Source organism: Novosphingobium sp. JCM 18896 (assembly GCF_025938095.1).
GTDB lineage: Bacteria > Pseudomonadota > Alphaproteobacteria > Sphingomonadales > Sphingomonadaceae > Novosphingobium.
In genome coordinates this window covers 448,938-468,048 of record NZ_JAPCZF010000004.1, presented here as the reverse complement: position 1 = coordinate 468,048, position 19,111 = coordinate 448,938, and the positions used below count along the sequence as shown (strand labels likewise).

Genomic DNA, 19,111 nt, shown 5'->3' with positions numbered 1-19,111 from the left:
CCGCAAAGAAAGGCCACGCCATGACCGAAGTCGCCCGCGCCCGCCCGACCTCGTCCGACGACGGCCAGGAGCGCATGCCCGGCCAGTCCGACATGTGGGTCCTGGTGATGATCGAGGCCATCACCTTCTCGTCTTATTTCGTCGTCTACACGATCTACTATTGCCGCAGCGCCGAGGCCTTTCTGCGATCGCAATCGCAGCTCGACCTCGCGTTGGGCGTGATCAACACGCTGATCCTGCTGGCAAGTTCGTGGTCGGTCGCGCGCTGCGTCGAACGCGCCCGCGCCGGCGACCATCGCGCCGCTACCCGCAACCTGGCATTGACCGCCGGCGGCGGACTGCTGTTCGCGGCACTCAAGCTGCACGAGTGGTCGGTCGAGATCGGCCGGGGCAATTTCTTTTCGACCGACGAATTCTTCTCGTTCTACTACTTCCTCACGGGCATGCACCTGCTGCACGTCCTCGTGGGGTTCATCGCGCTCGGGGTCGTCTACTACCAGCTCAAGAGCCCGGCGCGCCGTTCCCTAGAGGTCATCGAGACCGGCGCCACCTTCTGGCACATGGTCGATTTCCTCTGGGTCATCATCTTCGCGCTGCTCTACGTCATGAGGTGATCGGTGACACTTTCGGCACATCAACGGCTCGTCGCCGCCTGGTTCACGCTTTCGGCGATCACCCTGGTAGCCTGGTCGATCGGCGCCAGTCATGGCCGGGGACCGATCGAGCCCGACGCGGCGGTGGCCTTCAGCGCCATCGCGATCACCTTGATCAAGGTCCGCGTGATCATCCGCGAATTCATGGACGTGCGCCACGCGCCGGCCAGGCTGCGCTGGATCACCGACGGCTGGCTGGCGAGCTTCGGCCTGGCGATGCTCCTCGCCTATTTCGCCTAGCGCGCGCCGAGCAGCGCCGAAATGAAGGTGTGGTTCATGATCTGCGCCACCTGTTCGGGCGAGAGTTCGGGGGCATGAGCCAGCCACCAGGTCAGCGTCTCGACCACCATGCCGGTGGCGAGGATCGTGCCCTTGTCCGCGGGCAACCAGTCCTGCATCGGCGGCCATAGCGTCGCGCGTTCCGTCGTGTGGGCGGCGAGCGAACTGCGCACGTAGTCGGCCGCACCACCCGTCAGCAGCGCTTCCCAGACGTGGCGGTTGGCCGCGACGTGATGGCACAGAGCCAGGGTGGAGGTCAGGCCATCGCTGGTGCTCAGCAGGGGCAGGGTCGCGTCGAGAAGTTCGGCCGCAGCGGTGTCGGCGAAATCGGCGATCGCCGCTTCCTTCGTACCGAAATGCCGGAAGAAGGTGGTGTAGCCGATGTCCGCCTCTCGCGCGATGTCCTTGATCGTGATCTGCTCGATCGAACCGCGCTGGAGCAGCGTCTTGAGCGCCGCGCGGATCGCGTTGCGGGTCTTGCGGATGCGGCGGTCCTGCAGCTTGGGATCGTCCTGCGGATCGGATTTGCTCGTCATCGGCCCCTTGCACCTGCGGTCCGTCACGGACCTCGTACGAGCTAGTGGCCAGATTTGTCGTGATGCACAATAAGCAACACCGTGACCTGAAACGAATACGGCGTCCCGCACCGTAAATTTTCTGGTTCGCGCTTGGCCACGTCTTGCGTCTTGGTCCTGGTCAAGCACGATACCGATTGGGAGAAGAGCCTTTATGATCCAACCTCGCGCCTACCGGCTGGCCTTGCCGATCGTCCTGCTCGCCGCGGGCTGCGTCGCCTCGTCGCGAGCGGAGGAGCCCCGGGCTCCCGCCGCTGCCCCTGCCGCGCCCATAGCCGGCATTCCGGCGCCCGGCGATCGGCCCGCGTCCTACCTCGCGGCGGGTGAACTGCCCGACGGCATGCTGCTGGTGCCGCCGCCACCCAAAGCCGGCTCGGCCGCGTTGGCGCGCGATCTGGAGGGTGCGCAGCGCGCGGTGGCCCAGCGCGGCAGCGCACGCTGGAACCTCGCGACCAGCGATGCCGAACTGTTTTCGCCCACTTCGACCGCGGCGCTGTCTTGCGCGGCGGGCCGCCAGATCGACGCCGAGGCGACCCCCGTCACACTCAAGCTGCTGCGCCGCGCGGCGGTGGACTTCTCGAACTCGACCGCATCGGCGAAGGATCACTACAAGCGGCCGCGGCCGTTCATGGAGAACGGCCAGCCGAGTTGCACCCCCGACGCCGAACGCTATCTGCGGCTCAACGGCTCCTATCCCTCGGGCCACAGCGCGATCGGCTATGGCTGGGGCCTGGTCCTCGCCGAGCTGATCCCCGCGCGCACCGCCGCGCTCGTCGCGCGCGGCCGCGCCTTCGGCGACAGCCGGCGCGTGTGCAACGTCCACTGGCTCAGCGACATCGAGGAAGGCCGGGTCACCGCGACCGCCACTTTCGTGCGCCTCCAGTCCAACCCCGCCTTCGCCGCCGATCTCGCCGCGGCACGGCAGGAACTGGCGACCCTGCCCGCCATCGCGGCGAAGCGCGATTGCGCGGCGGAAGCATCGGCGCTGGCAGCCGAGTGAACCGAGACATGCGCCAGGGCGATCTCCTTCACGAGACCGAACCGCTGCGGGCCGAGACCGGCACGCCCTGGCGTTGTTTCGAAGAGCCGGCGCTTTTCGCTTGTGATGCCGCGCAAGGTCCGGCCTTCTCCTTCACGGGACAGGCCATGCCGCAAAGCGAGACTCACGACACCGAGGCCGGCACCGGCGGCGAGGACGAGCGGTCGCTCGAACACCTCGCACGCCGCTATTCGCGCGCGCTCGCCAGCTTCTTCCGCCGCCGCGTGTCGAACAAGGCCGACGTGCCCGATCTGGTCCAGGACACCTTCCTGCGTCTAGCCAAGCTGCGCAGCCTCGACGAAGTGCGCCAGCCCGAGCACTACCTGTTCCAGACTGCCTCCTCGGCGCTGCGCGACCGGGCGCGGCGTGACACGGCCCGCGAGCACGGCGCGCATCAGGAGTTCAACGAGAGCCATCACGGCGGCAGCGAGATCTCGCCCGAGCGCGTCGCCATCGGCCGTTTCGCCGTCCGCGAGCTGCGCGAGGTCATAGAGCGGCTGCCCGAACGCACGCGCGACATCTTCGTCCTGCGCGTGTTCGAGGAGATGCGTACGGCGGAGATCGCCACCGCGCTCGGCATCTCGCAGCGTGCAGTGGAGAAGCATCATGCCAAGGCGCTGGCCAAGGTCACCGCCGCGATGAAGGCCCGCGGTCATGTCTGAGCAGCTTCCCGAGATCGAAGGAGCCGTGATCGAACAGGCCGCGCTCTGGCACGAGCGGTTGGCGCGCGATCCGCAACGGACCCGCAATGCCCTCGATGCCTGGCTCGTCGCCTCGCCGGCCCACGCCCAGGCCTTTGCAGAGGTAGAGGCGACCCTGGCGATCGCGCGCGATGCCGCCGACGATCCGGGCCTGCTCGCACTGCGCCATCAGACACTCGCGCGCGTCGCGCTGCGTCGGCGCCCCTGGTACGGATCGCGCGCCGTCGCCGCTGCCGTGGCGTTGGTCCTGGCGGTACCGACGGTCTGGCTCGGCTACCCTTATGTCGCGACCCTGGCCTCGGGCGATGCCGAGGTCACCTCGCAGCACTATCGCACCGCGATCGGTAATCGCCGCACGATCCAGCTCGCCGACGGTTCCGAGGTCACGCTCAACACCGACACGGCGCTCGATGTCGCCTATTCCGCGCGCGAGCGCCGTCTGGTGCTGCAACGCGGGCAGGCGCTGTTCAAGGTGACCAAGGATGCCGCACGTCCCTTCACCGTCACCTCGGGGCTGCGGCAGGTGACCGCGCACGGCACCGAGTTCGACGTCCGCGTCGATGCCGATCTCTTCCGCGTCGCCCTGCTCGAAGGCTCGGTCTCTGTCACGGCGCCAGCCGACAAGCAGGCCGGCCGCATCATGCTGAAACCGAACGAAGTCCTGACCGCACGCGGCAACCGCATTGCCGTCGACAGCGAGGACGTGCATGCCCTGGCCTCCTGGCGTGAGGGACTGCTGGTACTGCACGATCGCGATCTGCGCTCGGCCGCGGCGGAAATGAACCGCTACGACGCCCGGCACATCGAATTCGCCGACGAACGCACCGCGCGGATGCGGATCAGCGGCGCGTTCCGCCTCGGCGACACCAAGGCCTTCGCCGAGGCCCTCACCGACGTCCTGCCGATCGAAACCGCCGAGAGCACGAGCAACCGCATCGTGCTCAAGGCCCGCTAGAAACCAGCACACCAAAAAACCGGTTCGGACTTCGTCCAGCGCTGCGTCTTGCTCCCCGTCCCGACAGTGGACGTTACGGGAGGAGATAGCTTCAATGCAGTTCAGGACAGCCCTCAAGCTGGGCATGAGCGTGGCCGCGGCCGCCGCGTTCCAGACCGCCGCCATGGCGCAGGACACGGCCTGGGTCGACGAGGACAGCAAGGACATCGTCGTCACCGGATCGCAGATCCGCGGCATCGCGCCCGCCGGCTCGAACGTGATCGGCCTGGGCGAGCAGCAGATCGCCGCGACCGGTGCGACCACCACCAACGACCTGCTGGCCAAGATTCCGCAGGCGACCAACTTCTTCAACGTCCTGCCCCAGCCTGGTGGCGGCACGGCCGGCGGCAACAGCGTCTCGACGATCAACCGCCCCAACCTGCGCAACCTGCCCGGCAGCTCGACCAGCGGCGCGGCCCTGACCCTGGTCCTGTTCGACGGCCACCGCGTCGTCGGCGCCGGCATCGGCACGGTCGCGGTCGATCCCGATGCAATCCCGCCCGGCGCGATCGAACGCGTCGAGGCGATCACCGACGGCGGCTCGGCCGTCTACGGGTCGGACGCGATCGGCGGCGTGATCAACTTCATCACGCGCAAGCGCTTCGACGGCGTGAAGGTCGAGGCGCACTACGGCCTGGGCGACGACTACTGGACCTGGGATGCCAACACGATCGTCGGCAAGGATTGGGACAGCGGCTCGGTCTACGCCGCCTATTCCTATTCGAAGCATGACTCGATCTTCGGCATCGAACGCGACTATGTGAAGAACATCGACTGGAACCCGGCCAATGCCACCTATGGCCTGGGCCAGGAGCGCGGCTGCGACAATGCCAACGTCTCGGTCGGCGGACGCAACTATCCGCTGCCCGGGCTCACGCGCGCGACCTTGCCCAACACCTGCGACATCTCCGATTATCAGGCGATCTATCCGGCGGGCGAGCAGCACCACGCGCTGGCCAGCCTCTATCAGGAGCTGTCCGACTGGCTGACCGTCGACGTCAAGGCCTACTACACCTGGCGCGAGGACAAGGGTAGCGTCGGCCCGGCGCGCGCGAACAACCTGACGATCCGGCCGACCAATCCCTATTACCGCAACCTCGTCGGCACGACCGACGCCGGGGCGAACCAGACCGTCAGCTTCAGCTACGGCCCGGTGTTCGGCGACTATGCGCGCACCACGCGCAACGTCTACGACACCTGGAACATCACGCCGACCTTCACCGCCGATCTCGGCGGCAAGGGCAACTGGCAGCTCCGCACGCTGTTCAACTATGGCGAGAGCACGACGCTGTTCGACAACGTCGATCTCTACACGGCCGCGCAGACCGCCGCGATCAACGGTACGACCCTGGCGACCGCGCTCAATCCCTATGACATCGCAGCGACCAATCCGGCGGTGCTCGCCGGGCTGCTCAAGCACAACATCGGCACCGGGCGCCACCGCTTCACCGACGTTCGCGCGGTGCTCGACGGCACCCTGTTCACCCTGCCGGGCGGCGATGTGAAGATCGCCGCGGGCGGCGAGTACATGAACACGCGCTATACCCAGCAGAAGACCGACACGACCAACTACACGCTGCCGGCAGCGGTGTCCTACGGGCAGAACGTCAAGTCGCTGTTCGGCGAGATCCAGGTCCCCGTGTTCGGCACCGACAATGCCATGCCGGGCCTGCAGGAGCTCTCGTTCTCCGCCTCGGGTCGCTACGACAAGTACAACGACTTCGGCGACACCTTCAATCCGAAGTTCGCGCTGACCTGGAAGCCGGTCGACTGGATCACGATCACCGCCAACTACGGCAAGTCCTTCGCCGCGCCGAGCGCCGCCGACCAGTTGGGTCCGCTGACCGCGGGAACCAACATCTCGTCGGGCGTGGTCACCGTGCCCGGCAGCAGCTCGGCCTCGCTGCCCGCGACGCTTTCGGCGCCGAACACCGCAACCTATGCGCCGCTGACCCTGGGCCAGACCGTGTTCAACCTGAGCCTCCTGCGCGGCACGGTCAGCGATCTCAAGCCGCAGCGGACCACCAACTGGTCGATCGGTGCCAAGATCCAGCCGCCCTTCGTGCCCGGGCTCCAGCTCAGCGCCAGCTACTATCGCATCGACTATCGCGACGCGATCAACAGCCCGCAGACTGGTTCGGATTCGCAGGCCTTCTTCGCGCAGTTCCCCGAGCTCGTCATCGTCGATCCGACCGATGCCCAGGTCAGGGCCTATGCATCGCAGGTGATCGGCGGAACCGCCGCGCTCGAGACCACGATCATCAATGGCAACCCCAATGCGATCAACACGCCGGGCGGCCCGCGCGTCGTCGCGGTGTTCGACATCCGCGCGCGCAACCTCGGCCTGTTCCGTCTCGGCGGCATCGACTTCAGCGCCAACTACACGCACGAGACCGGCTTCGGCGCGATCGACGCGAGCTTCGGCGGCAACCTGCAGACGGTGCGGACCAACCAGGTCAGCCCGCTGGCGTCGCAGGTCGATCTGCTCGACACCAACGAGCCCGTCCTGCGCTTCTCGGCGAGCCTCGGCGCCACTGTCGGCAAGTTCCGCGCCCAGGCGAGCCTCTACCACACCCACGGCTACGACACGGTAAGGTCGTCGACGCGGCTGCAGGATCGCATCGGCGCGTTCAACGTGGTCAACCTGTTCTTCAAGTACGATTTCGAAGGCAGCGGCCTGACCGACGACCTCGCGATGACGCTCCACGTCAACAACGTGTTCGACACGGACCCGCCGGTCCTGCGCGACGGTGCCGCGCGTCAGAACGGCTTCCCCAGCGGCCAGAGCCAGACACTCGGCCGCGTGGTCCAGGTCGGTTTCAGCAAGAAGTTCTGAGCAACCATGGGACGGGATGCCGCGCAAGCGGTGTCCCGTCACCTTTCAGGCGCGATGCAACGCCGATGCGTGCCGCTCGCTAGGCGACGATCTTGCGCGCCGTCGCCGAAATGACGCGATCACGGCCGAGCGCCTTGGCGCGATAGACCGCCGCGTCGGCGGACTGGATCAGGCGATCCATGGTGCACTGGATCGGCGCCGTGGCGACGCCCAGCGACGCCGTTACCGGTCCCAGATCACCGCCATGATGGGTTACGTCCAGCGCGGCGATGCGCTGACGGATGTCCTCGGCCCGCTCCGCCGCCCGCTCGGCATCGAAGCCCGGCATGACCAGCAGGAATTCCTCGCCGCCATAGCGGAAGGCATGGCCTTCCTCGCGCGTGGCATGGCGCAAGACCGCGCCGACTTCGCGCAGCACGGTGTCGCCGGCCTCGTGACCGAAGGCGTCGTTGAAGCGCTTGAAATGATCGATATCGACCATCAAGCACGAGATCGGCTGACCGAGCCGCTCGGCGTCTGCGAGCAGCGCTTCCATCATGCCGTCGAGCTGGCGGCGGTTGGCCAGCCCGGTCAGCGGATCAGCCATGGCCATCTCGCGCAAGGTGTCGCGCAGGCGCAGGTTGGCCAGCGCGAGGCTGACGTTCTCGGCGAGCATCGACAGGTAGACGTCGGGCGTGCCACGGCCGGAAGCAGCGCGCAGTTCGAAATAGAGCAGGCCCAGCGTCTTGCGATGCGCGGTCAGCGGCAGGCACAGCGTGTCGAGCACCGGACCGTCGCCGCGATCGAGGTGATCGCAGGGAACGTCGATGGCTTCGCCCGCGGGCCGGTGGGCCAGTCCGCGACGCATGGCCCAGCACGACAGCGGCGAGAATTCAGGGCTCGAATGAACGGGATTCAGCCAATCGCAGGCCTCGACCACGGCGTTGCGCGCGGGATCGACGAGGTAGAGCCGTCCTGCGAATTCCGGCGCGATCTCGGGGACGAAGCGCTGCACGACCTCCTTGAGATCGAGCAGGGTATCGCAGCCCTGCATGCGCTGGGTCATCCGCGAGAGCAGGTCTCGCACCGCACGGTCGGCGGCACGCTCTTCCTCCAGCCGCTGGCGCTCGAGGCCGTTCTCGCGGAATATCCGGATCGCCTGCGCCATGTCACCGATCTCGTCGATCTCGCCGTAGGCCGGCGGTTCGACCGCGAAATCCTGCGCGGCGAGGCGGTTCACCACGTCGGACAGGCGCACGACCGGCCGCAGCACGCGCCGCTTGAAAATGAAATAGAGCACCGCGAGGAACAGCAGGCCGGTGAGACCGAGCACGATCTCCGACGTCGTCCGCCAGAGCTGCGCGACCCGGCCCGCTTCCACCACTTCGGCATCGGTCCGCTGATCGAGCTGGTCCTGGAAGCGTTCGACCAGCGTTACCGCACGGTCGAGTTCGCGTTCGTACTCGCCGCCGAACAGGATGCGCCGCGCCCCGGCTTCGTCGCCGCGCTGGTGCGCCGCGAGGGCTGCCTGCTGTTCGTCGTGGAGCGTGTCGGCCCAACGCATCGCGTCCTTGAGCAGCGTCAGTTCCTGCACGCTCGCCCCGGCGTCGCGGACATGGCGGATGCGGTCCTCGATCGAGGCAAGCGCGCCAATGTCACCGCGATAGAGCACCAGGTAGGTCTCGTCGCCGGTGTTCAGATATTGCCGCGCGTGATCGGTCAGCGCGAAGATGTCGCGCTCGAGATTGGCGGTCGCCTGATCGAGGCCATGCCGCTGCGCGACCGCGGCCCGCTCCTCCCGCTGCGCGTCCGATGCGAGCAGCATCGTCGTTCCCGAAACGAGCGTCAGCGCAACGGTTGCCCCGTAGGCCCAATTGGTGATGGTCGACAAACGCATGGCCGGAATTCTAGCAGCCAAGTCATTCGGAACCGTTAACCATGCTCCTTGGCTCGCCCCTAGCCGGGAGGCCTTCAGCGGTCGGGACGGTTAACGTCTCATCCGGCCTCTCAAAGCCCACCCCACCCGGGACCGCACGGTCCAGCCATTCATTTCGGGAGAGTCTTCATAGGGTCACAAAAACTCCATCCGGCCGTCATCGACAGTTCCTAGCGACCTTAACGCTTTATTAACGAGGGGCGAATCGACGTGACCAAGCTGACCAGCACCGGGACTGCCGCGACCGAGAATTTCGACAGCCTTGCGGCTTCTGGTGCGAGCAGCGCCCTGCCCAGTGGCTGGTTCCTGTCCGAAAGCGGCACCAGCGCCACCGTCAACCAATCCTACACGGCGGGCACCGGTTCGGGGACGGCGGGTGATACCTACAGCTTCGGCGCGGCGAACGGCACCGATCGCGCCTTGGGTACTCTGCTGAGCGGCACCAACACCCCCACGATCGGCGCCGAATTCGTCAACGAAACCGGTCAGACGCTTACCTCGCTGCTGATCGCCTATACCGGCGAGCAGTGGCGCCTGGGCGCGACCGGACGCAAGGATCAGCTCGACTTCCAGATCAGCTTCGACGCGACCAGCCTGACCACGGGCACCTGGACCGACATCGACGCGCTCGATTTCGTAGCGCCGGTACAGGCTGGTACCGCCGGCGCGCTCGACGGCAATGCGGCCGCCAACCGGACCGACATCTCGTCGACCGTCGCGCTCGACAATCCGCTCGCCGCGGGTGCCAAGTTCTGGATCCGCTGGACCGATTTCAACGCCAACGGCTCCGACGATGGTCTCGCGATCGACAACTTCGCGATCACCGCCAATCCGGGTCCCGTCACTCCGACCCCGGGCGTGTTCGGCATCGCCGCAGGTTCGGCCGCCGAGGGCGCTGGCTTCGTCGAGCTCAAGGTCACGCGCAGCGGCGGTTCGGCCGGTGCGGCCACGCTCGACTATCTGGTCAGCGCCGGCACGGCGAACGCCGCCGATTTCGTCGGCAACGCCCTTCCCCAGGGCCAGGTCAGCTTCGCCGACGGTCAGACCGAGGCGACGATCAAGATCGCGGTGGTCAACGACACCATCGCCGAAGCCGACGAGACCTTCACCGTAACGCTCGCCAATGCCACGGCCGGCACGATCGGCACGGCCGCGGCAACGGGCAAGATCCTCAACGACGATGCCCAGCAGATCGCGATCTACCAGATCCAGGGCGAAGCGCATAAGTCGGCCTATGCCGGCCAGAGCGTGACGACGACCGGCGTGGTCACCGCGGTCGCCAGCAACGGCTTCTACCTCCAGGACAAGACCGGCGACGGCAACGCGCGGACTTCGGACGCGATCTTCGTCTTCACCACGACCGCGCCGAGCGTGCAGGTGGGCAACGAAGCCACGGTCACCGGCAAGGTCGAGGAATTCCTGCCGGGCGGGTCCGCGGCCAATCTCACGACCACCGAAATCGTCGCGACCGCCGTATCGGTCGCCAAGGACACCGGCGGCCAGGCCCTGGTCCACGCCCTGCCCGATGCCGTCGTGATCGGCACCGGCGGCCTGCTGCCGCCGACCGACACCTTCGACGACGATCAGTTCGCGGTCTACGACCCGCAGAACGACGCCGCCGACTTCTTCGAATCGCTCGAAGGCATGCGCGTCACGGTGGATGCACCCATCGTCGTCGACCGCACCAATTCGTTCGGCGAGACCTATGTCGTCGCCTCGGGCGGCGCTGGCGCCACCGGCCTCAACGACCGCGGCGGCATGACCATCTCGGGCAATGCCAACGGCTTCGACGACTACAATCCCGAGCGGATCCAGCTCGACGATTCCAGCCTCTCGGGCTTCAACGGCAAGTACACCCAGGGCGACGAGCTCAGCGACGTCACCGGCATCATCAACTACGACTTCCAGTCCTACGAACTGCTGGTGACCGGCGCGGTCACCGTCACCAAGGACGTGGCCGAGCCGACGCGCGAGACCACCACGCTGGTCGGCGACGCCACCCACCTGACGATGGCGACCTACAACGTCGAGAACCTCGATCCCGGCGACAACAAGTTCACCATCCTCGCGCGCGACATCGCCTACAACCTGCGTGCGCCCGACGTGATCGCGCTGCAGGAAATCCAAGACAAGGACGGCGCAGGCAACGGCAGCGATCTTTCGGGCTATGTCACGGCCAAGGGCCTGATCGACGCGATCAAGGCGCTCGGCGGCCCCGAATACGTCTATATCGAGATCACGCCGAGCGCGGCGGGCACCACCGGCGGCGAGCCGGGCGGCAACATCCGCAACGGCTTCCTCTACAATCCGGGCCGCGTCGACTACGTCGAGGGCAGCGCCGAGCTGATCACCGGCGTAGCCTTCGCCAACAGCCGCAATCCGCTGGCCGCGACCTTCGAGTTCAACGGCGAGGAAGTGACCGCGATCTCGGTGCATTCGAGCTCGCGCGGCGGCAGCGATCCGCTGTTCGGCGCGACCCAGCCGCCGGTCAACGGCGCCGAGGCCGCGCGCATCGCCCAGTCCGAAGCAATCCGCGACTATGTCGAGGACCTGATCGGTGCCGATACCGAGGCGCGCGTCGCCGTGCTCGGCGACTTCAACGGCTTCTACTTCGAACAGTCGCTCGAACTGCTCGAAGCCGGCGGCCTGCTGACCAACCTGCATCGCACGCTGCCCGAGGAAGAGCGCTACTCCTACATGTTCGGCAGCAATGCCCAGGCGCTCGACAACGTCCTGGTCAGCAACGCGCTGTATCAGAACGTGCAGTTCGACGCGGTCCACATCAATTCCGAACAGCCCGATACCGCCGCGCGCGGCACCGATCACGATCCGCTCGTCGCCTCGTTCGAGATCAAGGGCGAGACGCCGCTCTCGGTCGACCTGTCGACCTACGTCCGCACCGGCCGCTACGACCTGCCGACCACCGCTGCCGGCGTTCCGGCGAGCAACAAGCTCGCAACCGAAGCTTCGGCGATCACCTACAACTGGGACAAGGACTCGCTGTTCGTCGTCGGTGACGGCACGACCGCGATCGTCGAGATCAGCAAGACCGGCCAGCTCATCGGTTCGATGACCCTGACCGCGGGCGCCTTCGACGACATCGAGGGCCTGGCCTATGTCGGCAACGGCAAGTTCGTCATGGTCGAAGAGCGCACGCGCAGCGTCATCAGCTTCGAATATACGGCCGGCGGCTCGCTGGTTCGCACCGATACCCAGGTGGTCAAGCTGGGCACGACGACCGGCAACGTCGGTCTCGAGGGCGTGACCTACGATCCCGCAACCGGCGGCTACATCTTCGTCAAGGAAAGCGATCCGCAGGGCATCTTCCAGACGACGGTCGATTTCGCCAATGGCACCGCCAGCAACGGCTCGGCGACCACCGCGAATTCGACCAACCTGTTCGATCCCGCGAAGCTCGCCCTGGGTGACATGGCCGACGTCTTCGCGCTGTCGAACCTGTCGACGATCGGCACGTCCGAGCGCGGCAACCTGCTCGTGCTCAGCCAGGAATCGGGCAAGATCCTCGAGGTCGACCGCGCGGGCAACGTGCTCTCGTCGCTGACGATCATCGGCGATCCGGGCAACAGCGCCAACCAGCAGCAGCACGAAGGCCTGGCGATGGACAAGCAGGGCAACCTCTATGTCGTCAGCGAGAACGGCGGCGGCGATGCCAGCCATCCGCAGCTCTGGGTCTACCAGACCTCGTCCGTGCCCAACGCGGCACCGACCGCGATCGCGCTGACCAATGCCGCGACCGAGCTCGTGGAAAACACCAGCACGGCAACGCGCTTCAAGGTTGCCGACATCACGGTGACCGACGATCAGCTCGGCAACAACGTGTTCAGCGTCACCGGCGCCGACGCGCAGTATTTCGAGGCCGACGCCTCGGGGCTCTACATCAAGGCCGGCACGGTCCTCGACTACGAGACCAAGGCCAGCTTCTCGGTCACGGTCCAGGTCGACGACGCAGCCGTCGGCGGCTCGCCCGACGCGACGGTGAACTACACGCTCACGCTCAAGGACGTGGTCAACGAAGGCAGCGGCGGCAATTCGGGCCTCTACATCTCCGAAGCCGCACCCTGGTCGAGCGGTAACAGCCCGGTCGGCGCCGACTGGTTCGAGATCACCAACGGCGGCACGAGCGCGGTCAACATCGCCGGCTGGAAGATCGACGACAGCTCGAAGGCCTTCAGCACGGCCGTCGCGCTCAACGGCGTGACCAGCATCGCTGCCGGGGAATCGGTGATCTTCATCGAGAGCAGCTCACCCGCTGCAATCGATGCCTTCATCAACACCTGGTTCGGCGGCACCAAGCCCGCTGGTCTGCAGATCGGCACCTACAGCGGCAGCGGTATCGGCCTCAGCACCGAAAGCGATGCGCTCAACCTCTACGACACCACGGGCACGCTCCAGGCCAGCATCACCTTCGGCGCGGCGGATGCCACCGCACCCTACCAGACGTTCAACAACGCTGCCGGCATCAATGGCTCGGCCGTCACCACGCTCAGCGAAGTCGGCAAGAACGGCGCCTTCGTTGCGGCGCAGGACAGCAACGAGATCGGCTCGCCGGGCTCGGTGGGGCGCCTGATCGTCTCCGAGGTCGCGCCCTGGTCCAACGACAACAGCCCGTTCAAGGCTGACTGGTTCGAGCTGACCAATACGAGCGCGGTCGCGATCGACATCACCGGCTGGAAGGTTGACGACAACTCGAGGGACTTCACCAAGGCACTCGCGCTCAACGGCATCACCACGATCAAGCCAGGCGAGTCGGTGATCTTTATCGAATCCGCCGATCCCGCAATCGCCACGCAGTTCATCAACACCTGGTTCGGCGGCAACGCGCCGGCGGGCCTGCAGATCGGCACCTACACCGGCAGCGGCATCGGGCTCAGCGCGGGCGGCGATCAGATCAACATCTACGACGCCTCTGGCAAGCTCCAGGCGGACGTCACTTTCGGCGCCTCAGACAGCACCGCACCCTATTCGACCTTCGACAACACTGCCGGCCTCAACGGCACGACGATCACGCAGCTGAGCGCCACGGGCACCAACGGCGCCTTCAAGGCGATCAACGACGCCAACGAAATCGGCTCGCCGGGCGGCGCAACGCCGCCGGTCGCGTCGAACAAGGCGCCGACCGCGATCACCCTGGCCAACGCCACGACCGCGATCGAGGAAAACACCAGCACGGCGACGCGGATCAAGGTGGCCGACGTGAACGTCACCGACGACGGCATGGGCACCAACCAGCTCAGCGTCACCGGCACCGATGCGCAGTATTTCGAAGTCGACAGCACCGGCCTCTACATCAAGGCCGGCACCGTGCTCGATTACGAAGCCAAGCAGAGCTATTCGGTCACGGTCTCGGTCGACGACGTCACCGTGGGCACCACGCCCGACGCGAGCACGACCTATACGCTCGGCCTCACCAACGTTGTCAACGAGACCCCGCAGGGCAAGATCGCGATCACCGAGGTCGCGCCCTGGTCGAACGACAACAGCCCGTTCAAGGCCGACTGGTTCGAGCTGACCAACACCAGCACGGTGGCGGTCAACATCGCCGGCTGGAAGGTCGACGACGACTCTAAGGCCTTCGGCTCGGCCCTGGCGCTCAACGGCATCACGACGATCGCGCCGGGCGAGTCGGTGATCTTCATCGAGGGGGCTCCCGCGATCGCCGCGCAGTTCGTCGACACCTGGTTCGGCGGTGTGAAGCCCGCTGGCCTGCAGATCGGCACCTACACCGGCAGCGGGATCGGCCTCGGCGGCAAGGGCGATGAGGTCAACATCTACGACGCCTCGGGCAAGCTCCAGGCGAATGTCGCGTTCGGCGCCGCGGACAGCACCGCGCCCTATTCGACCTTCGACAACACCGCCGGCCTCAACGGCACGATCACGGTACTGAGCGCGGTCGGCACCAACGATGCCTTCAAGGCGATCAACGATGCCAACGAGATCGGCTCGCCGGGCGGCATCGCGCTGAATCAGGGCACCGTGGCCGACGGCTATCTGAGCGGCGCGACGGTCTTCATCGACGCCAACGGCAATGGCGTGCTGGATGCCGGCGAGACGTCCACCACGACCGACAGCCAGGGCAAGTTCAGCTTCTTCAGCAGTGCCACCGGCCCGATCCGCGCGGTGGGCGGCGTGAACACCGACACGAACCTGCCGAACAACCTCGTGCTCTCGGCCCCCGACGGCGCCTCGGTGATCAACCCGCTGACCACGCTGATCCAGACCCTGGTCGATGGCGGCAAGACCGCGGCCCAGGCCGAGGCGGCGGTGAAGCAAGCCTTCGGGCTCGATGCGGGCCTCGCGCTGACCCAGGTCGACCTCGTCGCCGGAGCGGCCAATCCCGGTTCGCCAGCCTTCGAAGCCCAGAAGGCCGCCGCATCGGTTGCCGAAGTGCTCAACACGGTGAAGGACAACCAGGGCGATCTCGCCGCGGCGCTCGTCGCGCTCGGTGATCTCGCCAAGAATGGCCAGCCGGTCGATCTGACCAAGACCGAGGTCCTTGCCCAGGTCATCGGTGCCGGCTTGCCCGGCGCGGCGCCGGCGACGCTCGCCCAGCTGGTCGAGGAGACGCAGGACGTCACCCAGGCGATCGACCAGGCCCAGGATCTCGGCGACATCACCGACGTCCAGGAGAACGAGGCGCCGGTCGCGGTGAACGACGCGGTCGCCGTCACGGTCGACGCGACGACGGGCAACCTCTGGTCGCAGCTTCTGGCCAACGACACCGACCCCGACGGCGCTTCGACCCTGCGGATCAAGGCGGTCGATGCCACTGGCACGCTCGGCACGGTGGTGTTCGACGCGGCGACGCAGACGCTCACCTATGCCGCCGATGACGACGCCTTCGACGCCATTCCGAGCGGCGGATCGGCCACCGACAGGTTCACCTATACGGTTACGGACGAATACGGTGCGGTCCACTCGGCGCAGGTCGCGGTGACGGTCAACGCCAAGCCCAACACCGCGCCGACCGATCTGGCGATCAGCCATGCCGCGGTCGCCGAGAACCTGGCGGCCGGTGCAGTGGTCGGCACCCTGTCGGCCAAGGACACGGCTGGCGACGTGCTGACCTACAGCCTGACCAACAACGCCGGCGGCCGCTTCGCGGTCGACGCGGCGACGGGCCAGGTCACCACGACCCGGGCCTTCGACTACGAGACCGACAAGAGCTTCCAGATCACCACGCAAGTTCGCGACAAGGCGAACGCGATAATCGAGAAGACGATCGAGATCGCGGTCGACAACGTCAACGAGGCACCGACCGCCAAGGCGGACGCGATCACGATCGACGAGGACGCCACCTCGGGCAATCTCTGGTCGCAGCTGATCGGCAACGACATCGATCCCGAAGGCATCGCCACGCTGTCGATCAGCGCGGTGAACGCCAGCGGGACCAAGGGCACCGTCCAGTTCGATGCTGCCGCCAAGACGCTGTTCTACATCGCCGACGACGAAAGCTTCGACGATCTCGATAGCGGCGCCAAGGCCAGCGACAGCTTCAGTTACACGGTCACCGACGGCCAGTTCACCAGCACCGCCACCGTCCAGGTCTCGGTCACCGGCGTCTCCGACGGCGCGATCCGCGTGGGCAGCCTGCGCGCCGATACGCTGACGGGCACTTCGGGCGAGGACCTGATCGGCGGCCTGCTGGGCAACGACACGCTCTATGGCCTCGACGGCAACGACAAGCTCTGGGGCGGGCTCGGCAACGACAAGCTGTTCGGCGGCAACGGCAACGACATGCTGTCGGGCGACTTCGGCGACGACGAGCTCGACGGCGGTGCCGGCGACGACATGCTGTACGGCGACACCGGTGACGACAAGCTGACCGGCGGCGCGGGTCGCGATACCTTCGGCTTCAGCCTGTTCGGCGGCAAGGACACGATCACCGACTTCAACGTGGCGGAAGACCGCCTGATGCTCGGCTTCGGCGTGTCGGTGTCGAAGACCAAGGTCAGCGACGTCAACGGCGACGGCAAGCAGGATCTGACCTTGACCCTGGGGCTGCTCGGGCTCAACGGCACGGTCACGCTGCTCGGCGTCAAGGACTATTCGCTGGTCCAGATCGACCGCGGCGACACCTTCATCAGCCAGTCGCCGTTCTAAGCCCGGCCTGCCGGCGGCCAAAAAGGAAAAGCCCGCGGTCTCTCGGACCGCGGGCTTTTCTCATTACCGACAATCGACGCAGGTCGCCCCGCGCCGAAACCTCAGGTCAGGCGCGCTCGATCACGACGACCGGGATCTTGCGATCGGTGCGCGACTGGTAGACGTCGTAGTTCGGCCACTGCTCGAGCGACGCGGCCCACAGCTCCTCGCGTTCCGCGCCTTCGGCGGTGCGCGCGATGCCGGCGAACGCTTCGCCCTTGATCTGCATCGTGACGTGCGGATCGGCCTCGACGTTGAGGTACCAGGCCGGGTGCGTCGGCGAGCCGCCCTTCGAGGCGATGATCGCATAGCGATCGCCGACCTGCTTGAAGATGATCGCGATCGTGCGGTCCTCGCCCGACTTGCGCCCCTTGGTGGTCAGCAGACAGGCCGTGGCGCCGTTCCACATATAGCCGGTCTCGCCATTGGTCTCGCGATACTGGCGCACGTGCTCTTCGCCGATCAGCGTGATGTCGGTGCCCAGATTGCTGCGCGCGGGGGTGGCTTCTGCGTCGCTCATGGCGTTCTCCTCTCGATCTCGTTGTGTGTTGAATGAAGCCGCAGGCTCAGCGCAGCAGCACCGGCAGAGCCGAAACGCCGCGCTGTTCGAGGCCACCGGTGATGTGCGGCGTTTCCGCGTCGGGATCGAACCGCATGTTCGGGAAGTGATCGAACAGCTTGTTGATCGTGACGCCCATCTCGGCCTGCGCGACGAAGCGGCCCAGGCACATGTGCGCGCCGATGCCCGTGCCCAGATGCTGCTGGAACGGACGGTAGAGATCGAACACCTCGGGATTGTCCCAGCGCGCCGGATCGCGGTTCGCCGCGCCCAGGCAGATGTCGAGCACGGCGCCCTGCGGGATCGTCACCCCGCAGAGGTCGGTATCGACCAGCGCGACGCGGCTGAACGTGGGGTTCGTGGGGTTCCAGCGCAGCGATTCCTCGATCGCCGCGTCGATCAGCTTGCGATCGGCCTTGCAGGCCTCGAAATAGTCGCGGTTGTCGAGCAGCGCGAACAGCACGATGCCGAGCTGGCGCCAGGTCGTGCCGCCGCCGGCCAGCAGGATCAGCCGCGCAAAGATCACGATCTCCTGGTCGGTCAGATGCCGGCGTTCCTCGCCCGGCGGGTCGATCTCGGCGGCCAGCAGCCACGAGATGATGTCCTCGCCCGGATCGCTCTTGCGCTTGGCGATCTGCTCCATGAGCATCCGCTGGACGGTGGCATGCGACTGCATGCGCACTTCCATGCCGTGCCGACTGGCCGAGGTGCCGACCAGCGCGTTGCGGAACAGCAGCGCGTCGTCGCCATTGAGCCCCACCGCCCGCGTGATCGTGTGAACCGGCACGCGTGCGCAGAGCTGCAGGTTCAGTTCGGCGCGGTCGCGACGCTCGAGGTCGACGACGAGATCGTCGACCAGCTTGTCGATGAAGTGCTCGCGCCACCACTTCTGCGCCTTGGGCTTGATGAACAGCGATTGCACGGCACGGCGGAACGCGTGGTGCTCGGGATTGTCCATCTCGAGGATGCCCATCGTCTTCGGCGGGCTGCCGTCGAAATGATAGACGTTGTTCGACAGGTTCACGTTGTCGCGGAACGCCTTCTCGCAAGCGTCGAAGGTGAAGCAGGTATAGCCCTGGCGTTCGAGCGAACCCTTGTGCCGGTGGAACGGCGGCAGTTCCATCAGCTGGCGCATGAAGCCCTTCTGCACGGCCCCACGCTCGCGCAGCGCGTTCATCGTCGGATAGGGATCGTGGTCGATGTAGTTGCCGATTTCCTCGGCTTCCTTGCGCACGTCGTAGAGGGCTTCGTAAAGATCGTCGTCCTTAGCCGCGCTCGCTACCGTAGCGGTCATAACCTCTCCGACTCCCAAATTGTTCGATATACCGAATAATATTTCAGCATAATAACCGGGATGTGTCGTTCGGGTCAATCGCCCGGAACTTCGTGGGGGCGAACTT

11 protein-coding genes are annotated in these 19,111 nt (G+C 66.4%); 7 read left to right on the top strand and 4 right to left on the bottom strand.

Annotated features, from left to right (window positions below; all coding sequences use genetic code 11):
* Positions 1 to 20 precede the first annotated feature (20 nt).
* Positions 21 to 614: a cytochrome c oxidase subunit 3 gene (locus tag OLX23_RS16765; RefSeq protein ID WP_264446162.1), complete on the top strand. Its 594-nt coding sequence runs from the start codon at positions 21 to 23 to the stop codon at positions 612 to 614.
* A gap of 3 nt (positions 615 to 617) precedes the next feature.
* Positions 618 to 893 (top strand): cytochrome C oxidase subunit IV family protein, encoded by a 276-nt coding sequence (locus OLX23_RS16760; protein ID WP_264446161.1) that lies wholly within the window; start codon positions 618 to 620, stop codon positions 891 to 893.
* Here the strand turns inward: OLX23_RS16760 and OLX23_RS16755 are convergent.
* Complete coding sequence (locus tag OLX23_RS16755; protein ID WP_264446160.1) at positions 890 to 1,468, bottom strand: TetR/AcrR family transcriptional regulator; 579 nt, start codon at positions 1,466 to 1,468, stop codon at positions 890 to 892. The two genes, OLX23_RS16760 and OLX23_RS16755, sit on opposite strands and share 4 nt — an antisense overlap.
* Positions 1,469 to 1,661: 193 nt before the next feature.
* On the opposite strand from OLX23_RS16755, the gene OLX23_RS16750 reads away from it, so the two are divergent.
* From OLX23_RS16750 to OLX23_RS16735, 4 genes are all read left to right on the top strand, one after another.
* Positions 1,662 to 2,507, top strand: a complete 846-nt coding sequence (locus tag OLX23_RS16750) for an acid phosphatase (RefSeq protein ID WP_264446159.1) — start codon at positions 1,662 to 1,664, stop codon at positions 2,505 to 2,507.
* Positions 2,508 to 2,515: 8 nt separating this feature from the next.
* The gene (locus tag OLX23_RS16745) at positions 2,516 to 3,208 is read left to right on the top strand and encodes an RNA polymerase sigma factor (RefSeq protein ID WP_264446158.1); all 693 of its coding nucleotides are present in this window, start codon (positions 2,516 to 2,518) and stop codon (positions 3,206 to 3,208) included.
* A complete protein-coding gene (locus tag OLX23_RS16740) occupies positions 3,201 to 4,202 on the top strand; it encodes a FecR family protein (protein ID WP_264446157.1) in 1,002 nt (333 codons plus the stop codon). The genes OLX23_RS16745 and OLX23_RS16740 overlap by 8 nt, the downstream gene beginning before the upstream one ends.
* A 94-nt stretch (positions 4,203 to 4,296) precedes the next feature.
* Positions 4,297 to 7,077 carry a TonB-dependent receptor domain-containing protein gene (locus OLX23_RS16735; RefSeq protein ID WP_264446156.1) on the top strand — a complete coding sequence of 927 codons (2,781 nt, stop codon included), beginning with the start codon at positions 4,297 to 4,299 and terminating at the stop codon, positions 7,075 to 7,077.
* A gap of 79 nt (positions 7,078 to 7,156) precedes the next feature.
* Here OLX23_RS16735 and OLX23_RS16730 read toward each other — a convergent pair whose 3' ends face one another.
* Entirely contained in the window at positions 7,157 to 8,953 is a 1,797-nt protein-coding gene (locus tag OLX23_RS16730) for a diguanylate cyclase (RefSeq protein ID WP_264446155.1), read from the bottom strand.
* A 249-nt stretch (positions 8,954 to 9,202) separates the two neighbouring features.
* Between OLX23_RS16730 and OLX23_RS16725 the strand changes: the two genes are divergently transcribed.
* Entirely contained in the window at positions 9,203 to 17,113 is a 7,911-nt protein-coding gene (locus tag OLX23_RS16725; protein ID WP_264446154.1) for an SdiA-regulated domain-containing protein, read from the top strand.
* Between the two features lie 106 nt (positions 17,114 to 17,219).
* Here OLX23_RS16725 and OLX23_RS16720 read toward each other — a convergent pair whose 3' ends face one another.
* Both OLX23_RS16720 and OLX23_RS16715 read right to left on the bottom strand, forming a co-directional pair.
* Complete coding sequence (locus OLX23_RS16720; protein ID WP_264446153.1) at positions 17,220 to 17,672, bottom strand: nitroreductase family deazaflavin-dependent oxidoreductase; 453 nt, start codon at positions 17,670 to 17,672, stop codon at positions 17,220 to 17,222.
* A 46-nt stretch (positions 17,673 to 17,718) separates the two neighbouring features.
* The gene (locus OLX23_RS16715) at positions 17,719 to 19,005 is read right to left on the bottom strand and encodes a cytochrome P450 (RefSeq protein ID WP_264446152.1); all 1,287 of its coding nucleotides are present in this window, start codon (positions 19,003 to 19,005) and stop codon (positions 17,719 to 17,721) included.
* Positions 19,006 to 19,111: the final 106 nt, after the last annotated feature.